The 21727-nt window shown below is 51.3% G+C and carries 17 protein-coding genes, 2 pseudogenes and 1 other annotated feature; of the genes and pseudogenes, 12 read left to right on the top strand and 7 right to left on the bottom strand.

Features of this window, described 5'->3' with window-relative positions; genetic code table 11:
• The first annotated feature begins 1 nt into the window (after position 1).
• From ACWWJF_RS27325 to ACWWJF_RS27295, 7 genes are all read left to right on the top strand, one after another.
• Positions 2–553 (top strand): HK97 family phage prohead protease, encoded by a 552-nt coding sequence (locus ACWWJF_RS27325; RefSeq protein WP_455869196.1) that lies wholly within the window; start codon positions 2–4, stop codon positions 551–553.
• The gene (locus ACWWJF_RS27320) at positions 538–1764 is read left to right on the top strand and encodes a phage portal protein (RefSeq protein ID WP_455869197.1); all 1227 of its coding nucleotides are present in this window, start codon (positions 538–540) and stop codon (positions 1762–1764) included. The genes ACWWJF_RS27325 and ACWWJF_RS27320 overlap by 16 nt, the downstream gene beginning before the upstream one ends.
• On the top strand, positions 1761–2102 hold the full coding sequence (locus ACWWJF_RS27315) for a phage head closure protein (RefSeq protein WP_455869198.1): 342 nt from the start codon (positions 1761–1763) through the stop codon (positions 2100–2102). Before ACWWJF_RS27320 ends, ACWWJF_RS27315 begins: the two co-directional genes overlap by 4 nt.
• Positions 2095–2391: a head-tail connector protein gene (locus tag ACWWJF_RS27310; protein ID WP_455869199.1), complete on the top strand. Its 297-nt coding sequence runs from the start codon at positions 2095–2097 to the stop codon at positions 2389–2391. The genes ACWWJF_RS27315 and ACWWJF_RS27310 overlap by 8 nt, the downstream gene beginning before the upstream one ends.
• On the top strand, positions 2392–2850 hold the full coding sequence (locus ACWWJF_RS27305; RefSeq protein ID WP_455869200.1) for an HNH endonuclease: 459 nt from the start codon (positions 2392–2394) through the stop codon (positions 2848–2850).
• Between the two features lie 143 nt (positions 2851–2993).
• Positions 2994–3371, top strand: a complete 378-nt coding sequence (locus ACWWJF_RS27300) for a phage terminase small subunit P27 family (protein ID WP_455869201.1) — start codon at positions 2994–2996, stop codon at positions 3369–3371.
• A complete protein-coding gene (locus ACWWJF_RS27295) occupies positions 3349–5016 on the top strand; it encodes a terminase large subunit (RefSeq protein WP_455869202.1) in 1668 nt (555 codons plus the stop codon). Before ACWWJF_RS27300 ends, ACWWJF_RS27295 begins: the two co-directional genes overlap by 23 nt.
• Before the next feature lie 848 nt (positions 5017–5864).
• On the opposite strand, the gene ACWWJF_RS27290 is transcribed toward ACWWJF_RS27295, so the two are convergent.
• The 3 genes from ACWWJF_RS27290 to galE all read right to left on the bottom strand — a co-directional run bounded on the left by ACWWJF_RS27290 (position 5865) and on the right by galE (position 8503).
• On the bottom strand, positions 5865–6206 hold the full coding sequence (locus ACWWJF_RS27290) for a hypothetical protein (protein WP_455871451.1): 342 nt from the start codon (positions 6204–6206) through the stop codon (positions 5865–5867).
• A gap of 217 nt (positions 6207–6423) precedes the next feature.
• Positions 6424–7467 (bottom strand): galactose-1-epimerase, encoded by a 1044-nt coding sequence (galM, locus tag ACWWJF_RS27285; protein WP_455871450.1) that lies wholly within the window; start codon positions 7465–7467, stop codon positions 6424–6426.
• A 19-nt stretch (positions 7468–7486) separates the two neighbouring features.
• A complete protein-coding gene (galE, locus tag ACWWJF_RS27280) occupies positions 7487–8503 on the bottom strand; it encodes a UDP-glucose 4-epimerase GalE (protein WP_455871449.1) in 1017 nt (338 codons plus the stop codon).
• Between the two features lie 531 nt (positions 8504–9034).
• Here galE and ACWWJF_RS27275 point away from each other — a divergent pair.
• Together ACWWJF_RS27275 and ACWWJF_RS27270 are read left to right on the top strand one after the other, a co-directional pair.
• A pseudogene (locus ACWWJF_RS27275) lies at positions 9035–9879 on the top strand (IS5 family transposase).
• A gap of 309 nt (positions 9880–10188) precedes the next feature.
• A protein-coding gene (locus ACWWJF_RS27270) for an IS3 family transposase (protein ID WP_455871448.1) occupies positions 10189–11408 on the top strand; the annotation gives its coding sequence in 2 pieces (ribosomal slippage) (positions 10189–10474 and positions 10474–11408; 1221 coding nt in all).
• Positions 10467–10583: a sequence feature (AL1L pseudoknot), on the top strand. Its footprint overlaps the gene before it by 117 nt.
• Positions 11409–11445: 37 nt before the next feature.
• Here ACWWJF_RS27270 and ACWWJF_RS27265 read toward each other — a convergent pair.
• Both ACWWJF_RS27265 and ACWWJF_RS27260 read right to left on the bottom strand, forming a co-directional pair.
• Positions 11446–11955 (bottom strand): recombinase family protein, encoded by a 510-nt coding sequence (locus ACWWJF_RS27265; RefSeq protein WP_455871447.1) that lies wholly within the window; start codon positions 11953–11955, stop codon positions 11446–11448.
• A gap of 222 nt (positions 11956–12177) precedes the next feature.
• The gene (locus tag ACWWJF_RS27260) at positions 12178–13218 is read right to left on the bottom strand and encodes an IS481 family transposase (RefSeq protein ID WP_455868660.1); all 1041 of its coding nucleotides are present in this window, start codon (positions 13216–13218) and stop codon (positions 12178–12180) included.
• Positions 13219–13513: 295 nt separating this feature from the next.
• On the opposite strand from ACWWJF_RS27260, the gene ACWWJF_RS27255 reads away from it, so the two are divergent.
• Positions 13514–13756 carry a hypothetical protein gene (locus ACWWJF_RS27255; RefSeq protein ID WP_455871446.1) on the top strand — a complete coding sequence of 81 codons (243 nt, stop codon included), beginning with the start codon at positions 13514–13516 and terminating at the stop codon, positions 13754–13756.
• Here ACWWJF_RS27255 and ACWWJF_RS27250 read toward each other — a convergent pair.
• Positions 13720–14925 (bottom strand): annotated as a pseudogene (locus ACWWJF_RS27250) (IS3 family transposase). The gene ACWWJF_RS27255 and the pseudogene ACWWJF_RS27250 overlap by 37 nt on opposite strands.
• A 360-nt stretch (positions 14926–15285) precedes the next feature.
• Here ACWWJF_RS27250 and rcsD point away from each other — a divergent pair.
• Positions 15286–17946 (top strand): phosphotransferase RcsD, encoded by a 2661-nt coding sequence (rcsD, locus tag ACWWJF_RS27245; RefSeq protein ID WP_455871445.1) that lies wholly within the window; start codon positions 15286–15288, stop codon positions 17944–17946.
• An 8-nt stretch (positions 17947–17954) separates the two neighbouring features.
• The gene (gene rcsB / locus ACWWJF_RS27240) at positions 17955–18608 is read left to right on the top strand and encodes a response regulator transcription factor RcsB (protein ID WP_264627383.1); all 654 of its coding nucleotides are present in this window, start codon (positions 17955–17957) and stop codon (positions 18606–18608) included.
• A 78-nt stretch (positions 18609–18686) separates the two neighbouring features.
• Here the strand turns inward: rcsB and rcsC are convergent, their stop codons facing one another.
• Positions 18687–21557: a two-component system sensor histidine kinase RcsC gene (rcsC, locus tag ACWWJF_RS27235; RefSeq protein WP_455871444.1), complete on the bottom strand. Its 2871-nt coding sequence runs from the start codon at positions 21555–21557 to the stop codon at positions 18687–18689.
• Between the last annotated feature and the right edge of the window lie 170 nt (positions 21558–21727).

Here is a 21727-nt window from a genome sequence, read left to right as displayed (position 1 = left end):
AATGAATACCCATGATATCGAAATCCGCACAGCCACCCTTACCCGGAAAGACCAAGCGTTGACCGGGTATGCGGTGAAGTGGAATAGCTGTTCACATGTGCTGTTCGATGAATTTGTTGAACAGTTCGCCCCCTATGCCTTCCGTGACCATCTGGCGGCGGGTCAGGATGTCTTGGCGCTCTGGGAGCATGACCCCAAGAGCTTATTGGGCAGAACGGCTTCCGGCACGCTGGCATTGCATGAAGATGAAACCGGGCTGCACTTCGCCCTGAATCCCCCGGATACGCAGTTAGGCCGGGATGTGCTGACGATGGTAGAGCGTGGTGACATTACTGGGATGAGCTTTGGCTTTCGTGCGCTAAAAGACTATTGGAATATTGCCCGTAAACCCCACGTGAGAACCGTGCAACGCGCTGAGCTAAAGGAAATTACTATAACCAGCCTCCCCGCCTATCCTGAAAGCGCCGTTGAGATAGCCAGAAGGTCACTGCATCAATCAGCTAAAAATGTAGCCGATAACCGCCGCCGCTGGCTGCAATGGGTGGCGGTGTGAACATGTGGCCCTTCAAACGTAAGAGCGAAGCCCGCAGTCTGACGATAGATGAGTTTCTCTCTCTGGCCGGTGTTCCTAACTCTGCTTCCGGGGAATATGTATCGCCGACCACGGCGGAATCGCTACCCGCTGTGATGAATGCCGTGACGGTGATTAGCGAAGCCGTCGCAGCCATGCCCTGCTACCTGTACCGGGTCACGCACCATGACGGGCAGGAGGCGCGGGAATGGCTCAGTGACCACCCGGTTGATTACCTGCTGAACGAAGCCCCCAACGACTGCCAGACGGCCTACCAGTTCAAGCGGACGCTGATGCGCCACTGTCTGCTGAACGGTAACGCCTATGCCGTCATTGAGTGGGGAAAGGACGGACAGCCCAAAAGCTTACACCCTTACCCGCCGCAAGCCGTGACGGTGAACCAGATTGGCGACCATCGTTACGCCTATACCGTTACAGAGCCATATAGCGGTAAGTCGAGAACTTACTTACAACATGAAGTACTGCACCTCAGGTATGCCACTGATGACGGCTTTATGGGGCGCTCACCCATAACACAATGCAGGGAAACGCTGGGGCTTGGACTGGCCCAACAGCGCCACGGTGCCAGCATCATGAAAGATGGGATGATGGCGGCGGGGATTATCAAATCGGGTGACTGGCTCGACGGCGTTAAAGGCGTCAAGGCGCTTGAGGCGCTGGAGCGCTACAAGGGGGCGAGGAATGCGGGTAAAACGCCCATTCTCGAAGGCAACATGCAGTACGAAAAACTGGGCATGAGCAATCAGGATGCGGAATGGCTTGCCTCCCGTCGCATGACGATTGAGGACGTCGGGCGCATGTTCAATGTGAGTCCTATTTTTCTGCAAGAGTACAGCAACAGCACCTACAGCAACTTTAGCGAAGCCAGCCGTGCCTTTCTGACCATGACAATCCGCCCGTGGCTGACCAACTTTGAGCAGCAAATCAAGGCGGCGCTACTGGTGGAGTCCAGCATACCCCATGTGCGCTATCAAATTGAATTTGATTCTGCTGACCTGCTGCGCTCGAACCCGCAAGAACGATTTCAAAGTTACGAGACCGCGATTAAATCCGGGGTGATGAGTCCCAATGAAGCCCGTGAGCGTGAAGGGTTATCACCTCGTGAAGGTGGCGATGAGTTCAGTCAGGCATGGCAGCAGGAAGTGAAGGTGAAGCAGGAGACGACCCCATGAGAGCGGGCGGATTACGTCACCGGGTGACAATTCAACATTTTACCTCCTATCGGGATGCGGGCGGTCAGCCCATTAAAACGTGGCGTGATACAGCTACGGTATGGGCGCAGGTAACAGGTATTAACGGGCGTGAACGTGTAGCGGCAGGCGCGGTATCTGCCGAGGCGACAATACGTGTGTGGATGCGTCACCGCCGTGATGTATCTGCAGCGTCACGATTGCTGTGCCTAACCGGGCCGTTTGCCGGAAAAATGCTGGATATTATCGGTCCGCCGATCCCAGACGATAAAGGCACCCGTCTTGAGTTGCTGTGTAAGGGAGGCGTGAAACGTGGCTGAACTGATTACGCTGGCAGAAGTGAAACTGCACTGTCGCATTGATAAAGACGACGAAGACCCCCTGATACAAGGGTATATCGAGGCCGCGCTAGATGTCTGCCAGAAGCATATCGGCAAGCAGTTCAGCGATGGGATGAAATTTACTCCGGCGCTAAAGGTGGGATGCCTTCTACTGATAGGCTTCTGGTACGAGAACCGGGAAGCAGTGAGAGCAGGCGACAAAGCCAGCGAGTTACCGTTTACCACAAAGAGCCTATGGAATTATTACCGTGACGTAGGAATTTATTGAATGCCATACCAACCATTAAGAAGATGCACAGAGCCGGGCTGCTTTAAGCGTGTGAAGTCTGGCAAGTGTGAGCTGCATAAGCAGGCAGCCAGACGCCTACAGGATAAGCGCCGGGGAACGCATACCCAGCGTGGCTACTCCAGCCAATGGGCGAAGTACCGATTGATATATATCAAAGAGCATCCGCTTTGTGTGATGTGCGAGAGCAAAGGGATTTATACCCCCGCGAAGATAGTTGACCATATCATTCCGGTCGATGGTGGCAGTGATGTGCTGTTCTGGTGGAAAGATAACCATCAGGCGCTATGCATGAGTTGCCACTCCCGCAAGACAATGACGAAAGACCCGCAGACCAAAGCACAGCGCAAGGCGGGCATGTTCCGCGAACAGGAAGAGAAGGCCGCCCATCGTAATGACTGGATACACGAGTATAACCTTAATGGCATTAAAAATAATTAGATCAAATGCTTATAAATATAAAATAGATAGGTGGGGGGAGTTTTGAGGACAAGGCCCCTACCGTTCTGGGACCACCCGCCTCCTCAAATTTTTATGCGCGCCCATTTTTTAGAAAATAAAAATACCTTAAGAAACAAAACACTATGAAAAGATCACCTAAAGCACCTGACTACCTCGACGAGATAGCGGCAACAGAGTGGAAAGCCAAGGCCCGTTTTGTAGCTGAACGTGGCGATCTTAATCCAACCGATTGGAGTAGCCTTGAACTCTACTGCGTCAACTACTCAATCTACAGGAAAGCCGTTGCAGACCTTGCAGAGCGCGGGTTTAGCATTGCCAACAGTCAGGGCAGCGAAAGCCGGAACCCCGCATTAAGCGCCAAGGCTGAAGCAGAAAAAACCATGATAAAAATGGCCTCCCTGCTGGGCTTTGACCCCGTATCTCGTCGCCGTAATCCGGTAGAAATCGAGGAAGAAGATGACATTGAGAAATTATTGAATGCCAGAAAATGCATGGCATAAATACGCCGAGGGGGTCAGAAATGGCAATATTCCCGCTTGTAAACGCCTTAAAGAGGCTGTTGAAAGGTACTTTAAGGACCTGCGTAACCCCCTTTACGGCTTCGATACAGAGGCTGTAGGGCGCTTTATTGCGTTTTCCACCCTTTGCCCCCATGTCAAGGGGCCGCTTCGAGGCCAACCGATTCATCTTGCGCCGTGGCAGCAATTTGCCCTCGCCAATATCCTTGGCTTCAAGGATGCAGAGACAGGCAGACGTAAATACCGTAGCGCCTACATTCAAGTACCGCGCAAGAATGCTAAATCGACACTGGCAGCAATACTGGCTAACTACTTCCTCGTCATGGAGCCGGGGCAGCACGATATCTACACGGCGGCGGTGAGCCGAGACCAAGCCCGGATTGTGTTTGATGATGCTCGCCAGATGAGCCTAATTTCCCCGGCACTGAGAAAGCGGCTTACTATCCAGCAGCATAAACTGATTTACCCGAAATCAAATAGTCTGCTTAAGCCGCTGGCTGCCAAGGCCGCCACCATCGAGGGAACGAACCCAAGCCTCGCTATCGTGGATGAATACCACCTCCACCCGGATAACGCCGTTTATTCAGCCCTTGAGTTGGGCATGGGCGCACGTCCCGAGGGACTGCTGTTCGCTATCACCACTGCCGGAAGCAACGTCGTTTCCGCCTGTAAACAGCATTACGACTACTGTTGCCAGATATTGGCGGGTGAAGAAATGAATGAATCCCTGTTTGCGCTGATTTATGAACTCGACGACGAAAACGAAGTAGGCGATCCGGATCAATGGATAAAGGCCAATCCCAATCTGGGCGTGTCCGTCGATAAGGCGGCGCTGGTTGACACGATACAGAAAGCTAGAGGTATTCCCTCGCAGTGGGTGGAGATGCTGACCAAGCGTTTTAACCTCTGGTGCCAAGGGGCTACGCCGTGGATGGGTACGGGCGCATGGGAAGCCTGTAAAGCCGATCACAGCGAAGAGAGCCTTAAAGGGAGAGATTGCTATGCCGGACTGGATTTGTCCTCTACAGGCGATATAACCAGCGTGTGCTACGCCTTCCCCGGTGAAAATGAAATCTTGCTACTGACTCGCCATTACCTGCCGGAAGCGCAGCTTGAGAACGTCGCCAACAAGAACCGGGCTATCTATCGCCAGTGGGCCAAAGCGGGCTGGATACGCACCACGAAGGGGGACTGCATCGACTATGACCGCATACGCGATGACATCCTCAAGGACAGTGAACGATTTACTATCCGGCTGATTGGCTTTGACACATGGAACGCTACCCACCTGAGAACCCAGCTACAGGGCGCAGGGCTCGACGTGGAGCCATTCCCCCAAACCTATATGCGATTCAGTCCGGTGGCCAAGTCAGCAGAGGTATTCGTTAACCGCCAGATTATCCGGCACAACGGGGATCCGGTGCTGGCATGGGCGATGGGGAACGTGGTGATGGAGAGCGACGCCAACGCCAATATCAAGCCGAACAAGAAGAAATCCGCCAACAAGATAGACCCGGCGATCGCGTTCCTGATGGCATTCGGGACACTACAGGCCGAGCATGAGGAATTTGCCTACTCGTTAAGTGATGAGCAGAAGCAGCGACTTGAAGCGTTTAGTGGGGTGTGAGGGGCTTAAACTACGGGAAAATCCCGGGGTTTATACCGGTGCGACGATTATCGCATCGCTCAAAATCTGAGCTCCCCAAAATCGGGGAGTGTAAAGGTGGAGATGCTGCAAATTTGCAGGATAAGTCTGCGCACCGGGTGTGCATCGTCCAAAGGGTCACATTTCAAATGCTACCCCTGAGGCATACTCAAACTTTGTGCGTGACTTTTAGTCACTAGCTTAGAGGATAACTACAAAATTTTCGTAGTTCATAAAACAACCAACCTTCTGTAGAGCCTCCCAGAACCTACGAAATTTTTGTAGGTGTTATGCCGAGCAGGGAATGTATGTTGCCGGGATAGCCAGCCAAGAAGAAAGCTTTTTCTCTGGCTAGCATGAGGAGTTTGGGCTACGTGCTGCCGGAAAGTGGCACAGTTGCTGGGTACACATGGTACAGGCTGGTACAGATTGGCACAGCTCAAAAACGCTACCTGTACCACCGCAAAGCCTTGCCACATCTGGCTTTGGAGAAAGTGGTACAGGTGGTACAGCAAAACCCCCGAATTCGCAGGAGAACTGAAAATGGACGAAATGGACGATGTGGAGAGTCGCCTATCTGCTACCTCATTCACTTAAGGAAAAGCTTCTTCTCTGGCTGGCCTACCTGAGCTTCATTTTTTCCCCTGTTTTTATGTCGTCGCCGATGTGCCAGACATCTCCCTGTTTCGATTTTTGCCCTCTCCCAGGCTGATTTAGGCATTCAGATTCGTTCACTTTTCTGCATATTTGTTCAGGCTATTTTGGATAAAACTATGTATAACATATTTAGAATTTTTGGATTTTAAATTAAATAAATTACTATTTTTAATCTATTTTTTTATATTTATGATAACCCTCCATACGATCTCAGCCGGTGGCACGGTTCGCGGTGGGGTTAACCACGTGTGTTGATCAGGGATGTTGGTATCATTCGCCAACACGAGCAACGTGCTCGTATCATGCGCTATCGCATCCAAGTGCAGCGGCGAGGCGGTCTTTTGCGCGGTATCCGGCGTGCAGTGTTTATCACACAGCAGCGCTTTCACCATGACTGAGGCGTGGTGAGAGGCCTGCGTCATGTTCATGCCGTGGTGACTGACCACCTGCGTGGTCTGGACCACCGGTTGAACATCGCACAGATGAGCTGCCAACGCCAGTTGGGTATTAAGCATCAGCCAACAGACAACCACACCAAACGCCAATAGAAGGCGCTTGCGTTGCGGTAATTGTCTGAAAGGCAACCCAAACATGCGGAGTTTCCTACGGAGTAGTCGAATAGCCCTACATATAACAATAAATTTTGCGTAAGCGAAAGCGTGAATTGTTCGCTGCGCACGCTCTTGACATAAATTTACCGTGCAAAAGCTTGCCCAGTCTGTTTTGGTGGCGTTATGTAAAGAATTGATAACTTGTCAACGAGCAGTACTGCTTACCGGGTTTCAGCCAACAGTCTGGCTGTGGCCAGTCCGGGTGATTTGGGCTGTCTGGCAAAAATTCACTTTCCAGCGCCACTCCGGCGAAGTTGTCATACAGAGTGCCTTCTCGGGCGGGGGTCCCCGCGAGAAAGTTCCCACTGTAAAGCTGCAAGGCTGGAGCGCTGGTGAAGACGTTCATCATCACTTTCTCATCCGCAGACCACAGGTTTGCCGCCGGGCATTCGCTGGAGCCGCAGGTCCGATGCAGCAGATAAGCGTGGTCATAGCCGCTAACCGCTTTCTGATCGGCGTCGTGCAAAAAATCCTGCAATAGCTTTTTGGGCTGGCGGAAATCCAGACCCGTGTTGTTTACCAGAGCAAGGCCGTCAACGGGGATCCCCTCACTGTTCACCGGTAAATAATGATCGGCGAACAGTTGTAAACGGTGGTGACGCACATCGCTGGTATGTCCATCCAGATTGAAATAGGCGTGGTTAGTCAGGCATACCGGACAGGTTTTCTCTGTCAGCGCGGAATACTCAATTTCCAGCGCATTGTGTTCGGTTAACCGATAGCGTGCATGTGCGGTCATTTGCCCCGGGTAGCCCTGATCGCCATCTGGCGAGACCAGCAGATACGTTACTTGCGTAGCATCCTGCTGCACAATGCGCCAGCGACGCGCGTGAAACCCATCGGGTCCACCGTGCAACTGGTGTTTGCCCTGATTGGGTGTCAGTGTGTAGGTTGCGCCGTTTCGCTGTAAACGGGCGTGGTCGATGCGGTTGGCATAGCGCCCGATAGACGCGCCAAGATAGGCCTGTTGGCGCGGATAATCCGCAGGTGTCGTGCAGCCGAGCAGTACTTCACGCACTTCTCCCTCCGGCAGAGGGACCTGACAAGAAAGCCAGGTTGCGCCCCAATCCATCAACATAACGCGCATTCCTGCACGGTTCTGTAGCGTAGTCAGCATAAAAGGCTGGCCATCTGGGGCCATTTCAGCACTTTTTTCGTTCAGCATACACCTGCTCCTCAGGGGATCAGTCGGGATAGCCATTGGGATGTTTGGATTGCCAGCGCCAGGTATCCTCCGCCATTTGCGCTAACGTCCGGGTAACGCGCCAGTGGAGTTCATTGGCCGCTTTTTCCGGATCGGCCCAATAGGCGGGAAGATCGCCCTCGCGGCGCGGGGCGAAGTGATAGGGCAGCGGTTGACCGCATGCCTGACTAAATGCTTGCACGACGTTCAATACACTGTAGCCGACACCTGCCCCCAGATTGTAAATATGTACTCCCGGGCGTTGATGAAGTGCTTTCATTGCTGCCACGTGACCGTCGGCCAGATCGACGACATGAATGTAATCTCTGACGCAGGTGCCATCTTCCGTCGGGTAGTCATTACCGAAGACAGACAGCGATTCTCGGCGACCAACGGCGACTTGCGCGATAAAGGGCATCAAATTGTTAGGGATGCCTTGCGGATCTTCGCCCATATCTCCTGAAGGGTGTGCCCCAACCGGATTAAAATAGCGTAATAAGGCAATGCTCCACTCCGGATGCGCTTTCTGTAAATCTGTCAGGATCTGCTCCACGATCAACTTGCTGCGCCCGTAAGGGATGGCGGGCATACCGGTGGGAAAGCTTTCCTGATAAGGGATACGTGGCTGATCGCCATAGACCGTTGCAGAGGAACTAAAAATCAGGTTTTTAACGCCCGCTTTTTCCATTGCTTTAACCAGCGTCAGGGTGCCATAGATGTTATTGTCATAGTATTCAACAGGCTTGCTGACAGATTCTGCGACTGCTTTTAGCGCAGCAAAATGGATCACGGCATCGATGTTTTCAGTGGCGAAAATACGGTCTAATAAAACGCTATCGCGAATATCACCTTGATAAAAGGGCACTGCCTTTCCGGTGAGACGGGTAAGGGTTTCCACCACGCTGGCTTTACTGTTGCACAGGTTGTCCAGAATAATCGGTTGATGCCCGGCTTCTAAAAGCTGAACACAGGTATGGCTGCCGATGTAACCGCTACCACCTGTCACTAAAACATTCATAAGAACCTCGATGACCAATGTTGAATAAAACTAGCATAGCCTGTGGGGGGGAAAAGGTGATCTGCAACGAAGATATTCGCTGAAATCATGAGGTTTTTCATCAATCTTGCCGAGGAGAATAATCCGTTTCACACCTGAAAAATCCATCAAATATTGGCGTTATACCAGCGTGCTATCGCTATCCCTTTGATCCATCAATAAGAAACATTACCTTCTGCGCCGTGCAGGCAGGGGAAAAATACCATATCTGCTGGGGAAGGGGTACTTGATGATGAACGACAAAGCGTGATGAAAAATGAAGCGGCGCGCCGAAGCGCGCGTGAAAATGCAAAAGGGTCCCTGGTGTAAGTGAAGAGGATGGCTCCCAAAATCTTATCAGTTTGGTTTTCCTTCGATTACACAGATTCTACATAAAATACCTGTGTAACGAGGATACACATATTTTTTGATGAGTGAAGTATTGCTTACACTAGGCTGTGTCCCTTAATCCCATGAGTTATACTAACTGTTTGTTTCTACATCATTTTAACTATGGCTCGCTACGACCTTCCCGATGAAGCATGGGCTATCATCCAGCCCTTACTCCCTGCTTAACCAGCAACACCACAGGCCGGACGCCCATGGGCTGAGCATCGCATGATTATCAATGGCATGTTCTGGGGGCTGTGCTCTGGTGCCCCATGGCGTGATTTACCTGAGCGATACGGCCCATGGAAAACCGTTTATAACCGCTTTAACCGATGGTCAAAATCGGGAGTCATTAACCTTATTTTCAATAAGTTACTTTCATCACTTGATGCCCATGGCCTCCTGGACTGGTCAGCGACTGCGCTGGATGGTAGCAATATCAGGGCGCTGAAATGTGCTGCCGGTGCTCAAAAAAACATCCCGATATCACCGGAGATAATGGGCAGGGTCGCTCTCGAGGTGGTTTTGGCACCAAAATCCATATGGCTACAGACGGAAGTGGTCTTCCGTTAAACATCGTGTTGAGCCCCGGTCAGGCTCATGAAAGTCAGTTTGCACTACGTCTTTTGGACGGTATTGGTGTTCAACGCCAGAACGGCAGTATGAAACGCCGTGGTCATGCGGTACTCGCTGACAAGGCGTACTCCGGGCATGTATTACGTAACGAGCTGAAAAACAGAGGTATAAAAACTGTCATCCCCCGAAAATCCACTGAAAAAATGGCGGTGGATGGTCGTTCAAAGCTCGATCGTGACGCCTACCGCAATCGGAACGTTGTTGAGCGGTGCTTTGGCCGTCTGAAAGAATACCGTCGCATTGCGACACGTTACGACAAAACGGCGAGGAATTATCTGGCAATGTTGAAACTGGGCTGCATCCGCCTGTTTTACCAGAGGTTATGTAATTAAGGGACACAGCCTAGTATGTTAAAACATTTTTTTGAGTTTTGAATCGTATAAAATCGCATTTGGTAAGGGGGTATGCTACTGCTCTGGTAGGGTAAATATTACTATAATAATTCACTTGTTGTTACCTCTCTCAACAAAGAGCGGAATTTTGTTGATTTCTTTGGTAATGATGTAGCCCCCTGTAACACCAGACAGTAGCTGTATCTCCAGATAAGAGATAGGCTTAGATATATGTCTAACAATCATGCTAATTTTGAAATGAATCACCCCGGATAAATTAGAGGCTATACTTTAAAAGTGGAGGTCTCTATGACAACGACCAAACGTTACTCTCCGAAAGTCCGTAAACGGGCAGTTAATCTGGTGCTGGAAACTCAGCATGAGCATGCTTCGCAATGGAAAGCGATCCAGTCCATTGCACCAAAAATTGGCTGCATACCCGAGACGCTGCGTCTGTGGATCAAACAACATGAACAGCGGCTGGCGGTGAAAAACAGCCTCAGCGCGGATGAACGTCAGCGGCTTAAGGAGCTGGAGCGCGAGAACCGTGAGCTTCGCCGCAGCAACGATATTCTACGACAGGCGTCAGCATATTTTGCCCAGGCGGAGCTCGACCGCCACTGCAAGAAATAGCGTCGTTAACGGTGCCGCTGATGGAACAGCATGGGGTCGAGCCGGTATGTCAGGAACTGCATATTGCCCCAGCAACGTATTATTACTGGCAGCGAAAGCGACAGCAGAACCCGGAATTACGTAGCGTCCGCCAGCGCCGTGATGAAGAGCTTGGCCGGGAGATTGAACGCGTCTACGACGAAAATAAACGGCTTTATGGTGTGAAGAAAGTCTGGCTCCAGCTTCGGCGCGAAGGCGTCAAAGTCGCGCGATGCACGGTAGAGCGCCTGATGCGGGCGATGGGACTGGTCGGTATCCGCCGCGGTAAAGGCGTTAAAACCACGTGCAACGATAAAGATGCGGCTACGCCGGATGACCTGGTGAACCGGCGCTTCATGGCGGAGCGGCCCAATCAGCTTTGGGTGGCGGACTTCACCTATGTCAGCACGGCGCAGGGCTTCGTTTATGTGGCCTTTATCGTCGATGTGTTCGCCGGCGTTATTGTCGGCTGGCGGGTCTCAACGTCGATGGAGACATCTCTGGTGCTGGATGCGCTGGAGCAGGCGCTTTGGGCTCGTCGCCCCGGGAAAGGGGTGATCCATCACTCAGACCGAGGCTCACAATATGTTTCATTAGCGTATTCAAAGCGCCTGAAGGATGCTGAAATCCTGGCGTCAGTCGGCACTACCGGCGACTCCTACGATAATGCGATGGCAGAGAGTATCAACGGGGTGTACAAAACGGAGGTGATCCACCGCGGGAGCTGGAAAAACCGGACGGAAGTGGAGTTGGCCACGCTGGACTGGGTGGACTGGTACAACAACAGAAGGCTGCTCGGGCGGCTGGGTTACATCCCTCCTACTGAAGCCGAAATGAACTATTACGCTTCGCAATTAGCATCAGAGGAAGCGGCGTAGTATTGCCAAAATTACTCTCTAATAAACTCGGGGTTATTCAATACAGTAATGCAAGCTGTTTTCTGCTATGACCATTCGCCAATAATTTTTGAGCTTCCTGTTGCTGTGCAAAAGATAGCGACTGAGGTCTGCCGCCAATACGTCCCCTAATTCTTGCTGCTGCTAAACCTGCCTTAGTACGCTCAACAATCAGTTCTCGCTCCATCTGTGCCAACGCGCTCATCACATGAAAGAAAAAACGGCCAGCGGACGTAGAGGTATCAATGGCATCCGTCAAACTATGAAAATGAATGCCTTCATCTTCCAGTTTGGATATTAAATTAATCAAATGTTTAATGCTGCGACCCAGTCTATCCAACTTCCAGACGACTAAGGTGTCACCCGATTTCAGTGCATTTAACGCGCGTTTTAATCCGGGTCTCTGGTCTGTTTTTCCGCTGATTTTATCCTCAAAAATCTGCTCACAATTTGTACAAATGAGTGATTTTCGCTGTAAATCGGTGTTTTGGTCATTTTTTGACACCCTCATATAGCCTATTTTTGCCATTTTAGCCCCTTACCCTCCCTCTGAAAGCTTTGTTATCACTGGTTTTGGTCAAAATCTTAGCTAAATTGTCGAGTTAAAAAAACCTTGGTTTGTTGGAAACTATGGATTGTGCAAAAAACGCACTGGATAAACGGACTGGCGGAACGGTCAATGGCGACATTATTTGTATTAGCTCAGACCTGATCTGACAGTTACCGGTTATTTATACAGGTGTCTGTCAGATTAAATCTGGTTCAGATTTTTTTCTGCCCAGACTCGTTTACCATCAAGTAACGTGGCCATTGGCGTACGCCCGCAGCACATTTTACCCTGATGAGTTCGCTCATTATTGTAATGCCACAACCAGTTGTCCAGATCCTTTTGTAGACTTTCTAGGTCCTCGTATAACGTCTTACGGAACGCAACCTGATAAAAATCCTGCAAAATAGTTTTATGGAAGCGCTCGCAGATACCGTTTGTCTGCGGAGACATCGCTTTCGTTTTCGTATGGTCTATATCGTTGATAGCCAAGTACAGCTGATAGTCATGTTGTTCCACTTTACCGCAGTATTCCGTCCCCCTGTCCGTCAGTATTCTTAGCATTGGCAGCCCCTGAGCTTCGTAGAACGGCAGCACGCGATCATTGAGCAGGTCGGCGGCAGAGATCGGTGCTTTACTCGTGTAAAGCTTGCAGTGCGCCACTTTCGAGTACGTATCCACGAACGTCTGCTGGTAGATACGGCCAACACCTTTCAGATTACCCACGTAGAAGGTGTCCTGCGACCCCAGATAACCCGGGTGAGCAGTCTCTATTTCACCACAGGCTTCGTCGTCGTGCGCCTTCTTCTCCAGTGCAGCGATTTGAGCATCAGTAAGTACGATGCCTTCTCTGGCAACTTTTTCCTCAAGTGCCTTCAGGCGCTTACGAAAGTTTTCCAGATCGTGTCGTTGCCAGATGGAGCGCACACCGCTGCCAGAAATGAAGACGCCTTTTTTACGCAGCTCATTACTGGTCCGGTGCTGGCCATGAGCCGGGAACTCAATGGCGTAATCAACAACCGCACGTTCAGTGGCTTCATCAGCACGGTTTTTCAGGTTGGGAACCCGGCGGTTTTGGTTAACCAGAGCGTCAATGCCGCCTTCTGCCGCCAGTTCCTGATAGCGATAAAACGTGTCGCGTGACACCCCCATGATTTTACAGGCTTTTGATACGTTACCGAGTTCTTCGGCGAGATTGAGCAGGCCGGCTTTGTGTTTGATGATGGGATTGTTAGTATGAAGCATGAGAGTTACCTCGTGTTTTGTATAAGTATTCGACACCCATATCAAAACCGGTAACTCTCAACCTTTCAAGGTCCAGTGTCAGATCAAGTCGCGACTAATACACATTATTGCATATTCGCATCGTGATCGATCAGTGATTCGCATGACAATCGATCACGATTTCGCATCTAAGGTCGATCACTGATTCGCGTCGTATCGATCACTCCGGGACTTAACTCTTCTAACCTCCTCTCCGTTCGCAGTTTCTACTGAAATGGAGATAACGATGGCCAGAAAGAGAAAAAGCAGGAGTCCCATGGAGACTTGTCTTCAGATCTTCAAACTCAAATTTGAGTGCAACCAGTCTAATCGCACCATCGCCGCTGCTCTTAGGGTCAGCCCTTCCACAGTTTATGAGGTGCTCTCCCGTTTTACCGCCGCATCGCTGTCGTGGCCATTGCCTGATGCGCTCTTGCCAGAAAAACTGGAAAAGATGCTGTTTGTAGTGGCACACTGTAGTGGTCAACTAATATTGGCCACCGCATTAGACTGTATGTAGAACAGTCGCTCAGATTCGTTTGGAGTTAAGCCGCCGTTATACCAGTGAGGCCGGATAGCGCTGTAATACCCCGTGATGTAGCGGATAATCGCGTCCTGGGCTTCGCTGAAGCTGTTGTAACCCTTTGTCGGCACCCATTCTGTCTTCAGGCTGCGGAAGAACCGCTCCATTGGCGCATTATCCCAGCAGTTACCCCGCCGACTCATACTCTGCTTTATCCGGCAGCGCCACAAGGCTTGCCGGTATTGACGGCTGGTATAGTGGCTGCCCTGGTCGCTGTGGAACATGACTCCTGTTGGTTGTCCCCGGAGTTCCCAGGCCATCTGCAACGCTTTAACTGTCAGCGCCGAGTCCGGCGACGTCGACATGGCCCAGCCCACCGGTTTGCGGGCGAACAGCTCTAGCACCACCGCAAGGTAAGCCCAGCATTTGCCCGTCCAGATGTAGGTCACATCGCCGCACCAGACCTGATCCGGCGCGGTAACCGCGAACTGGCGGTTGAGATAGTTCGGTATTTCAACGTGTTCATTGCCGCCGCGTTTGTATTTGTGAGCCGGTCGCTGGCAGCTGGCGATACCCAGCTCCTTCATCAGCTTGCCAGCCAGCCAGTGCCCCATTTTGACACCGGAGCTGCCGGTGACGATGGTCGCGATACTTCGAGCGCCGGCAGAGCCGCCGCTGGCGTTCCAGGCTTCCATGACGCGGCTACACTTAACCACGCGCTCACCGTCGGGTTCATTAGCGGAAGCCTGCCAGTGCCTGTAGCTGCTGCGATGTACCTCAAAAGTTTGGCACAACGCCGTGACCGGGTATCGCGCCCTCAGCCTGTCGACTACCGTGAACCGTTGAGTGAGTCCGACATTAAGAGCGCCGTAGCCTTTTTTAGGATTTCGTTCTCCATTTCAAGGCATTGGACTTTTTTCTTCATCTCACGCAGCTCGAGCTGTTCAGGGGTAAGAGGAAGTCCCGTTGGCGTTTTTCCCTGTCGTTCAAGGCGAAGCTTATTGACCCAGCGACTAATGGCAGAATGGCTGACATTAACCGCCTCTGCGGCCTTAACGTATGTGTAGCCGTGGTCGACAACCAGCTTTGCGGCTTCGAGCTTAAATTCCGCCGTAAAATGTTTACCCATGAGGTCACCTGTCGTGTTGATGAGGTGAGCATATCACCTCCGCTCAGGTGGCCAGTATCAGTGTGCCACTACAGATCCCGGTCATTTCAAAATTAGCATGATTGTTAGACATATATCTAAGCCTATCTCTTATCTGGAGATACAGCTACTGTCTGGTGTTACAGGGGGCTACATCAGAAATTTCGATTCAGTGAGGAAGTTATGATAAAAAGGGAGCCGGACAAAGAGAAGGTGGTGCGTGGAACATGGGCAAAGTAACGCGAGAAGCGCAATGCCAAATCAAGAACGCGGAGACAAAAGAGACCGCACAAGGAGCAGGTTGCCCTTATTTGTTGCTGACTAAGGTCAATTCATTTCATTTTATTATCTTACGCTCTGCCAAGTAGGAACTGTTATCATGCCTGCGAGTCTGCTTCGCTACCTTACCTTGTTCGCCCTGTTGCTACTGCTGACAACCGGCACGCTGAGCTACAATATCGTGAACAATTGGTTGGCAGAGAAGAAATCTACGCTCAACACCCTCGCGCTTTGGATGCAAAAGCGTATCGATATCTACCGCTTTTTCACTTACCAAATCTATAGCAATCTGAACAACGACGCGGCCGCTGGCGGGGAAGATAGCGCCAATGCCATCAGTCTGCTGCCGGATGTGTTCTATGTGGAAAAAAACGGCCAGAAAACCGATGCGCTCATCTTTGGTCAGCACGATAAATCAACGCTGAGCGCGGTGCGCAAGATTTCACGTTATCTCGATATCATGTGGGGTGCCGAGAGCGATATCTACTCCATGTACTACCTCAACGGTGTAGATAACAGCCTGAGCATGATTTCCACGCAGATACTGAAAGACATTTCCGCACAGTTTCGCGGCAGCTATATCACCGCGATTGCCGAAGCCCGACGCACGGAGATGCTGCAACAGTCAAACGCGCTTGATGAACGCGAGAGCTTCTCTCCCATCCGCAAGCTGCGCTTTTATAATGACTACTATTTTACACTGCGCACCACCTTCAACCAGCCGGGCCATCTGGCGACCATCATTGCCTTTGATTTGCCCATCAACGATCTGATTCCACATACGCTGTCGCGCGACAATTTCATCCTGCGCGCGGACACCGTGGGAACCAGCAGTGAAGCATTTACCAATAACGAGGATACGACCCGCGTTCAGCTAAACGGTTCGCTGTTAGAGGTGGCCGCACCGCTGGTTAACGCGCCGGTGAATATCGTTTATCAGTTACCTCTGCGGCAATTCGCTGCCGATATGGAGCGTAATAATATCTGGTTGCTGCTGCTAAATCTGGCGCTGCTGGCGCTAACCCTGACTGGGTTCTACCTGTGGCGTCAGCCCAACCGCGATGCGCGCGACGATCCGTCACCGCGCTTGCGGAAACAGCAGGCGCTTTATCAGGAGATCGTTAAACGCGTTCCGATTGGCATTCTGGTTTATGATTTTTCTGCCAACCGCGTGGTGGTACAAAACGCCATTGCCGAGCATCTGTTGCCCCACCTGAGTTTGGAGAAAATCGCCGCGATGGCGCGCGAGCATCAGGGCGTGGTGCAGGCAACCATCAACAACGAGATGTACGAGATTTTGCAGTTCAGCCACCCGCAGATGCCAGAGCACAATCTGTTTCTGATTCGCGAGCAGGATAAAGAAATCCTGGTGCATAAAAAGATGCAATTGGCGCAGCGCGAATATGACAAAAACGTGCTGGCGCGCCAACGGCTGTTAACCAATCTTCGTCAGGAGCTGCATACGCCAATGCAGGCTTTACAGCAACATTTGCTGTCCCTGGCACAAACAGCGGATGACGATATTCGCACCAGATTGTTACGTAAACCCTCAGATGAAGCGGCACAAACGATCGCGCTACTGGATAATATTGCACTCCATGACCGGCTCGGGAGCGACACATGGCAACCGGACGTGGTGCCCTTTTCTCCCCTTGCGATGATGGATAGCTTGCTGCTTGCGAGCCTGCCGCGCCTTTCCCAAAAAGGGCTGCACCTGTTTCATCACTACCGCTTAGAACCACAACGTTTGTATGTGGGCGACATGGCCATGCTGCGAAAAGCGCTGCTGCTGCTGCTCGATTACGCCATCACCAATACGGATTACGGCAAGATAACGCTCACGCTGGAAGCTGATGCCGAGCAGGCGGACAAACTCGCTATCCGGCTCAGCGATACTGGCACCCGCATGTCAGCGGCAGAACTGGATAATCTGCGCCACCCCTGGCTAACGGTGCCATCGGCGGATCGCTCCCAACAAAATTCGGGATTTGCACTGTTCCTGTGCCATCAACTCGCGCGTAAGCTTGGCGGCGAGTTGAGTATCTCCTGTAAACAAGATCTCGGCACGCACTATCAGTTGACGGTCACGTTGCCCGCCAGCACCAACAGTGCAGATGAAGACGAAAAACTGCTGGAAGACATGACTGTGCTGTTAGACATCACCGCCAATGAGGTACGTCTGATCGTGCAGCACCTGCTCAGTAGTTGGGGGGCCGAATGTGTCAACGCCGATGAGCGCCAGATGCCCCAGGAGTTCGATCTGCGTATTGTCGATGATGAAGCAAAAATGGCGGATAAAACGCTGCTGGTGAACGGTGAGGATACCCAAGTGACCTTACTGGCGCCGCGTCGATTACGCACCAATTTTAATATCAGTCAGCTGCTGCAAGATGCCGTATTGACCTTGATTGAGCAACAATTTGAGGTCGCTACGCAGGATGCTGCGCCAACGGATATTCACGAATACGCCCGGCAACTAAAAGCCAGCGACTATTTTTCGCTGTTCGTTGAAACGGTACCCGACGACATTGTCAAACTGTATACTGATGCAGAAACAAGCGACTTTTCAACGCTGGCACAAACGGCGCATCGACTTAAGGGGGTGTTTGCTATGCTAAACTTGCACCCTGGCAAACAATTGTGTGAACAACTTGAGCGGCATATTACCGAACAGGCGAGTGAAGAAATCAAACACGATATTGATGAGATCGACGAACTTGTCCGTGTATTATTGCAGCCTAATGGCCAACAAGACGAGTAAATAAAACGATGAGTAATTTAAACGTAATTATCGCTGACGACCATCCGATTGTCCTTTTTGGCATTAAAAAATCGCTTGAACAAATTGAGTGGGTTAACGTGGTGGGCGAGTTTGAAGACTCAACATCGCTGATCAATCACCTGCCGAAATTGGATGCCAACGTTTTAATTACCGATTTATCCATGCCAGGCGATAAATACGGTGATGGCATCACGCTGATCAAATACATCAAACGCCATTTCCCCCATCTGGCGATCATTGTGCTGACAATGAACAACAACCCCGCCATTTTAAGCGCGGTGTTGGATCTTGATATCGAAGGTATTGTATTGAAGCAAGGGGCACCGACCGATTTGCCCAAAGCGCTGGCTGCCTTGCAAAAGGGCAAGAAATTCACCCCGGATAGCGTTGCCAAGGTGCTGGAAAAAATCAGCGCCAGCGGTTACGGCGACAAGCGCCTGTCACCGAAAGAGAGCGAAGTGCTGCGCCTGTTTGCAGAAGGCTTTCTGGTGACGGAAATTGCTAAAAAGCTGAACCGCAGCATCAAAACCATCAGTAGCCAGAAAAAATCTGCCATGACCAAGCTGGGTGTTGATAACGATATTGCCTTGCTGAAATACCTCTCTTCCATCAACGGAGCCGAACCGGGAGAAAGTGCGTAAGCGCTGAGCTCTCACTTTCACGCGCTCACCCCGTCGTTCCTGCTGACCCAGGAACGACGAATGTTACCACTAACTCTCCTACGTTGCGCTACTCCGCTGTTCACGCACTTGAAGACAGTACTGCGCCAAACACTGTTGCAATACATCCAACGTAACCGGTTTCGATAAACAGTTGTCCATCCCCGCCGACAAACAACGTTGTCGTTCTTCCGCGAGTGCGTTGGCGGTGACGCCAATCACGGGCGCTTCCCAGCGTTGCGCGCGCAGGGTGCGCGTCAGCGTATAGCCATCCATATTCAGCATGTTGACATCGGTCAGCACAATATCAGCCGTTTGCTTTGCCAGCGTGCTTAACGCATCCACGCCGTCATTAGCGGTAATGACCTGATAACCCAACGATCCAAGCTGATCGGCGAGCAAACGACGGTTGATCGGATGATCGTCCACCACCAGAATCAATATATCGCTATTGTCCACCAGGTTATAGTGCGTTTGGGCACGTGTACTCGGCACGGCCAGCGCCCCCTCTTCTCCGTCTTTGTTACGGCACAGGCGTTCCAGCAGCGCTGGCAAATCCGGCAATCCGGCGGTACTGATGACCCAGCGCCCTGCCTCACTCTCCTGCGCACTGCCGATGTGCACGTGACTAAACAGCACGCTCCAGCGCGAAAGCGGCGGCGTAGCCTGCTGGTAATCGCTGATGACGATGTCGTCCTCATGAACAGTCTGGTCAGAATAACGGGCCACAGAGAGACCATATTGTTGCAGTAAACTGAGCGCGTTGTGCTCAAGGCTGGCATTACGCATCCTCAGCCAGCAGGTTTTCTGTCTGAGTGCATCGCTGACCGTCGGGACGTCGTAATGTGCCTGATAGAGCGGAATACGAATGCCAAACTGACTGCCCAGCCCGGGTTCCGATATCAGTGACATGTCGCCATCCATCAGGTTCACCAGCTTTTCACAGATGGCTAACCCCAACCCGGTCCCTTGAAAATGGCGCTGAACGCCGCTACCCGCCTGGAAAAAGGGATCAAACAGCTTGAGCGCCTCGCGAGGATTAATCCCCACGCCAGTATCCCGTACCCAAAATTCGAGATAGCCGTCAGTGCAACACACCTGAAAAATAATGCAGCCGGTATCGGTAAATTTAATCGCATTGCTCACCAGATTAGAGAGCACCTGCTGCAAACGTACTGGATCACCCGACAACGTTGCCGGCACCGACGGATCGATAAAGCAGTAGAGCGTCAGATTTTTTCGCACCACCAGCGGCAGATAGTTGCTGGTAATGTGGCTGACCACTTCCTGTGGGGTAAAAATAGCGGGTTCAATTTTAAGCTGTTCCGACTCTATCTTGGAAAAGTCGAGAATATCGCTGATGATTTTGAGCAGCAGTGCTGAGGAGTTCTGCATCGCTGCCGCTAATCGATTCGCATCTTTCGACAGGCTTTTGGTACGGAGCAAATCCAGATTACCGATAATCCCGTACAGCGGCGTGCGCAGTTCATGGCTGACTGTGGCCAAAAACATCGATTTAGACTGGCTCGCCTGTTCAGCCGCATTGGCCATTTCTTGCAGAGACTCTTCCATCTTCACCCGTGCGCTCACATCGGAGAGCACGCAAATCGCGACATTTTCATTACGATAGCGAGAATGAACGAAACTGATTTGCAGGTGATGGTTCCTGCTGGTAACCACATAGACATATTTTGATTGCTGTTCACAGATAATGCGCGTGATCTTGAGCCGGTCTTCATGGGTTAACAAATTCAGGTAGTTATGCGCCAGTTCGTTGCTAAGCAGGTTAGTGCCGTCGCTGATGCGCAAAATACAGATGCCTACCGGCGCAGAGGCCACTATTTTACGGTTAAACTGCTCGTTCTCTTCCAACTGAAAAGCGTTAATTTGCGCAGGCAGAAACATCTTGCGTTCGAATGTCCAGGCGAGAATAAACAGCACCAGCGCAGAGAGCAGGTTTAACAACACGATGTTGATAATCAGCGCGTTTAACTGCGAGAGCAGCACGCTGAACGGCATAAAATAGACGATATTAAAGGTGGTTGGCGGTAAGGCTTTCTTCAGGATAATTTCGTCGTAACCGTCCACATAACCAAAATAGGTGCGATCGTTCGGGTAGCTGGACGTCATAGAGCCATTGCGCTCTTTATCGGTAAATTGCAGCAACGGCTGATTGAACTGATCGAGCAGCTTGGCACCGACCGTAAATTTGCCTGCGGCAACAAAATCATCCAGACGGATGGTTTGCTCGATGCCCATCAGGGTTTCCAGACGATCCCCTTTATAAATCGGTGTAATGGCATACAGATAGCTGATATCGGGATCGGAGGCCGGGGTTATCCAATACACCGTTTCATCGCGCCATTCGCCTTGCGTCGCATGCTTTTTATCGGCAAAACGTTCTTGCAGGTTCTGCAACAAATTATCGCGATCCAGTGCCTGATTGCGGATACCGAAATCCATCATGCACTGCCAGGCACCATCGACAAAAAACACCCGGTTCAGATCGTATACCGTGGAGAAGTTATCCTGCCAATCGGTAAAAAAAGCGCTGACGGCATCCAACTGCCCTTTTTGGGGCTGATAGATAGCCTGACAGTCTGCACCTGCGGTTAAGGGATAGAGCGAAAGCAGCGGTGTACGCAGGGTATTGGCGGAAGACGGCGTAGCGTGCGCGTGCGCGGTGTTGACATGGCTGACAGCCACATAGCGTAATTCCCGCACGATGTCCGTGGTGCGACGAATATACTCCTGCGACTGATCGTAGCTCTGGTTATATTCCAGGCGCAACTCAGCTTCTTTATCGTTGAGCACCTTGCTGAAATAGAAGATGGAAATTAGCGCCCCCAGCATCCATAACATCATCGCCAGCACCCTGAACAGGTAGCGGGAAATTTTCAGCGTCGTGTGAAATGAAGCGAGGTATTTCAAATTTATTCCATCAAGTAGGTAAATGGTTGCAGGGGAAAGGCGTGTCGATACAGTACCGAGAGCGCATAAAAAAAGCCAGCATCTGAGGTGCTGGCTTTTGTTTCATTGGTGTAGCACGCGATTATTTGTATTAGTCGCGACTTGATCTGACACTGGACCTTGAAAGGTTG

It is taken from the genome of Symbiopectobacterium sp. Eva_TO (assembly GCF_053848865.1).
Note: the sequence above shows the minus strand (reverse complement) of the source record. Positions and strands in the feature narration are given on the sequence as shown.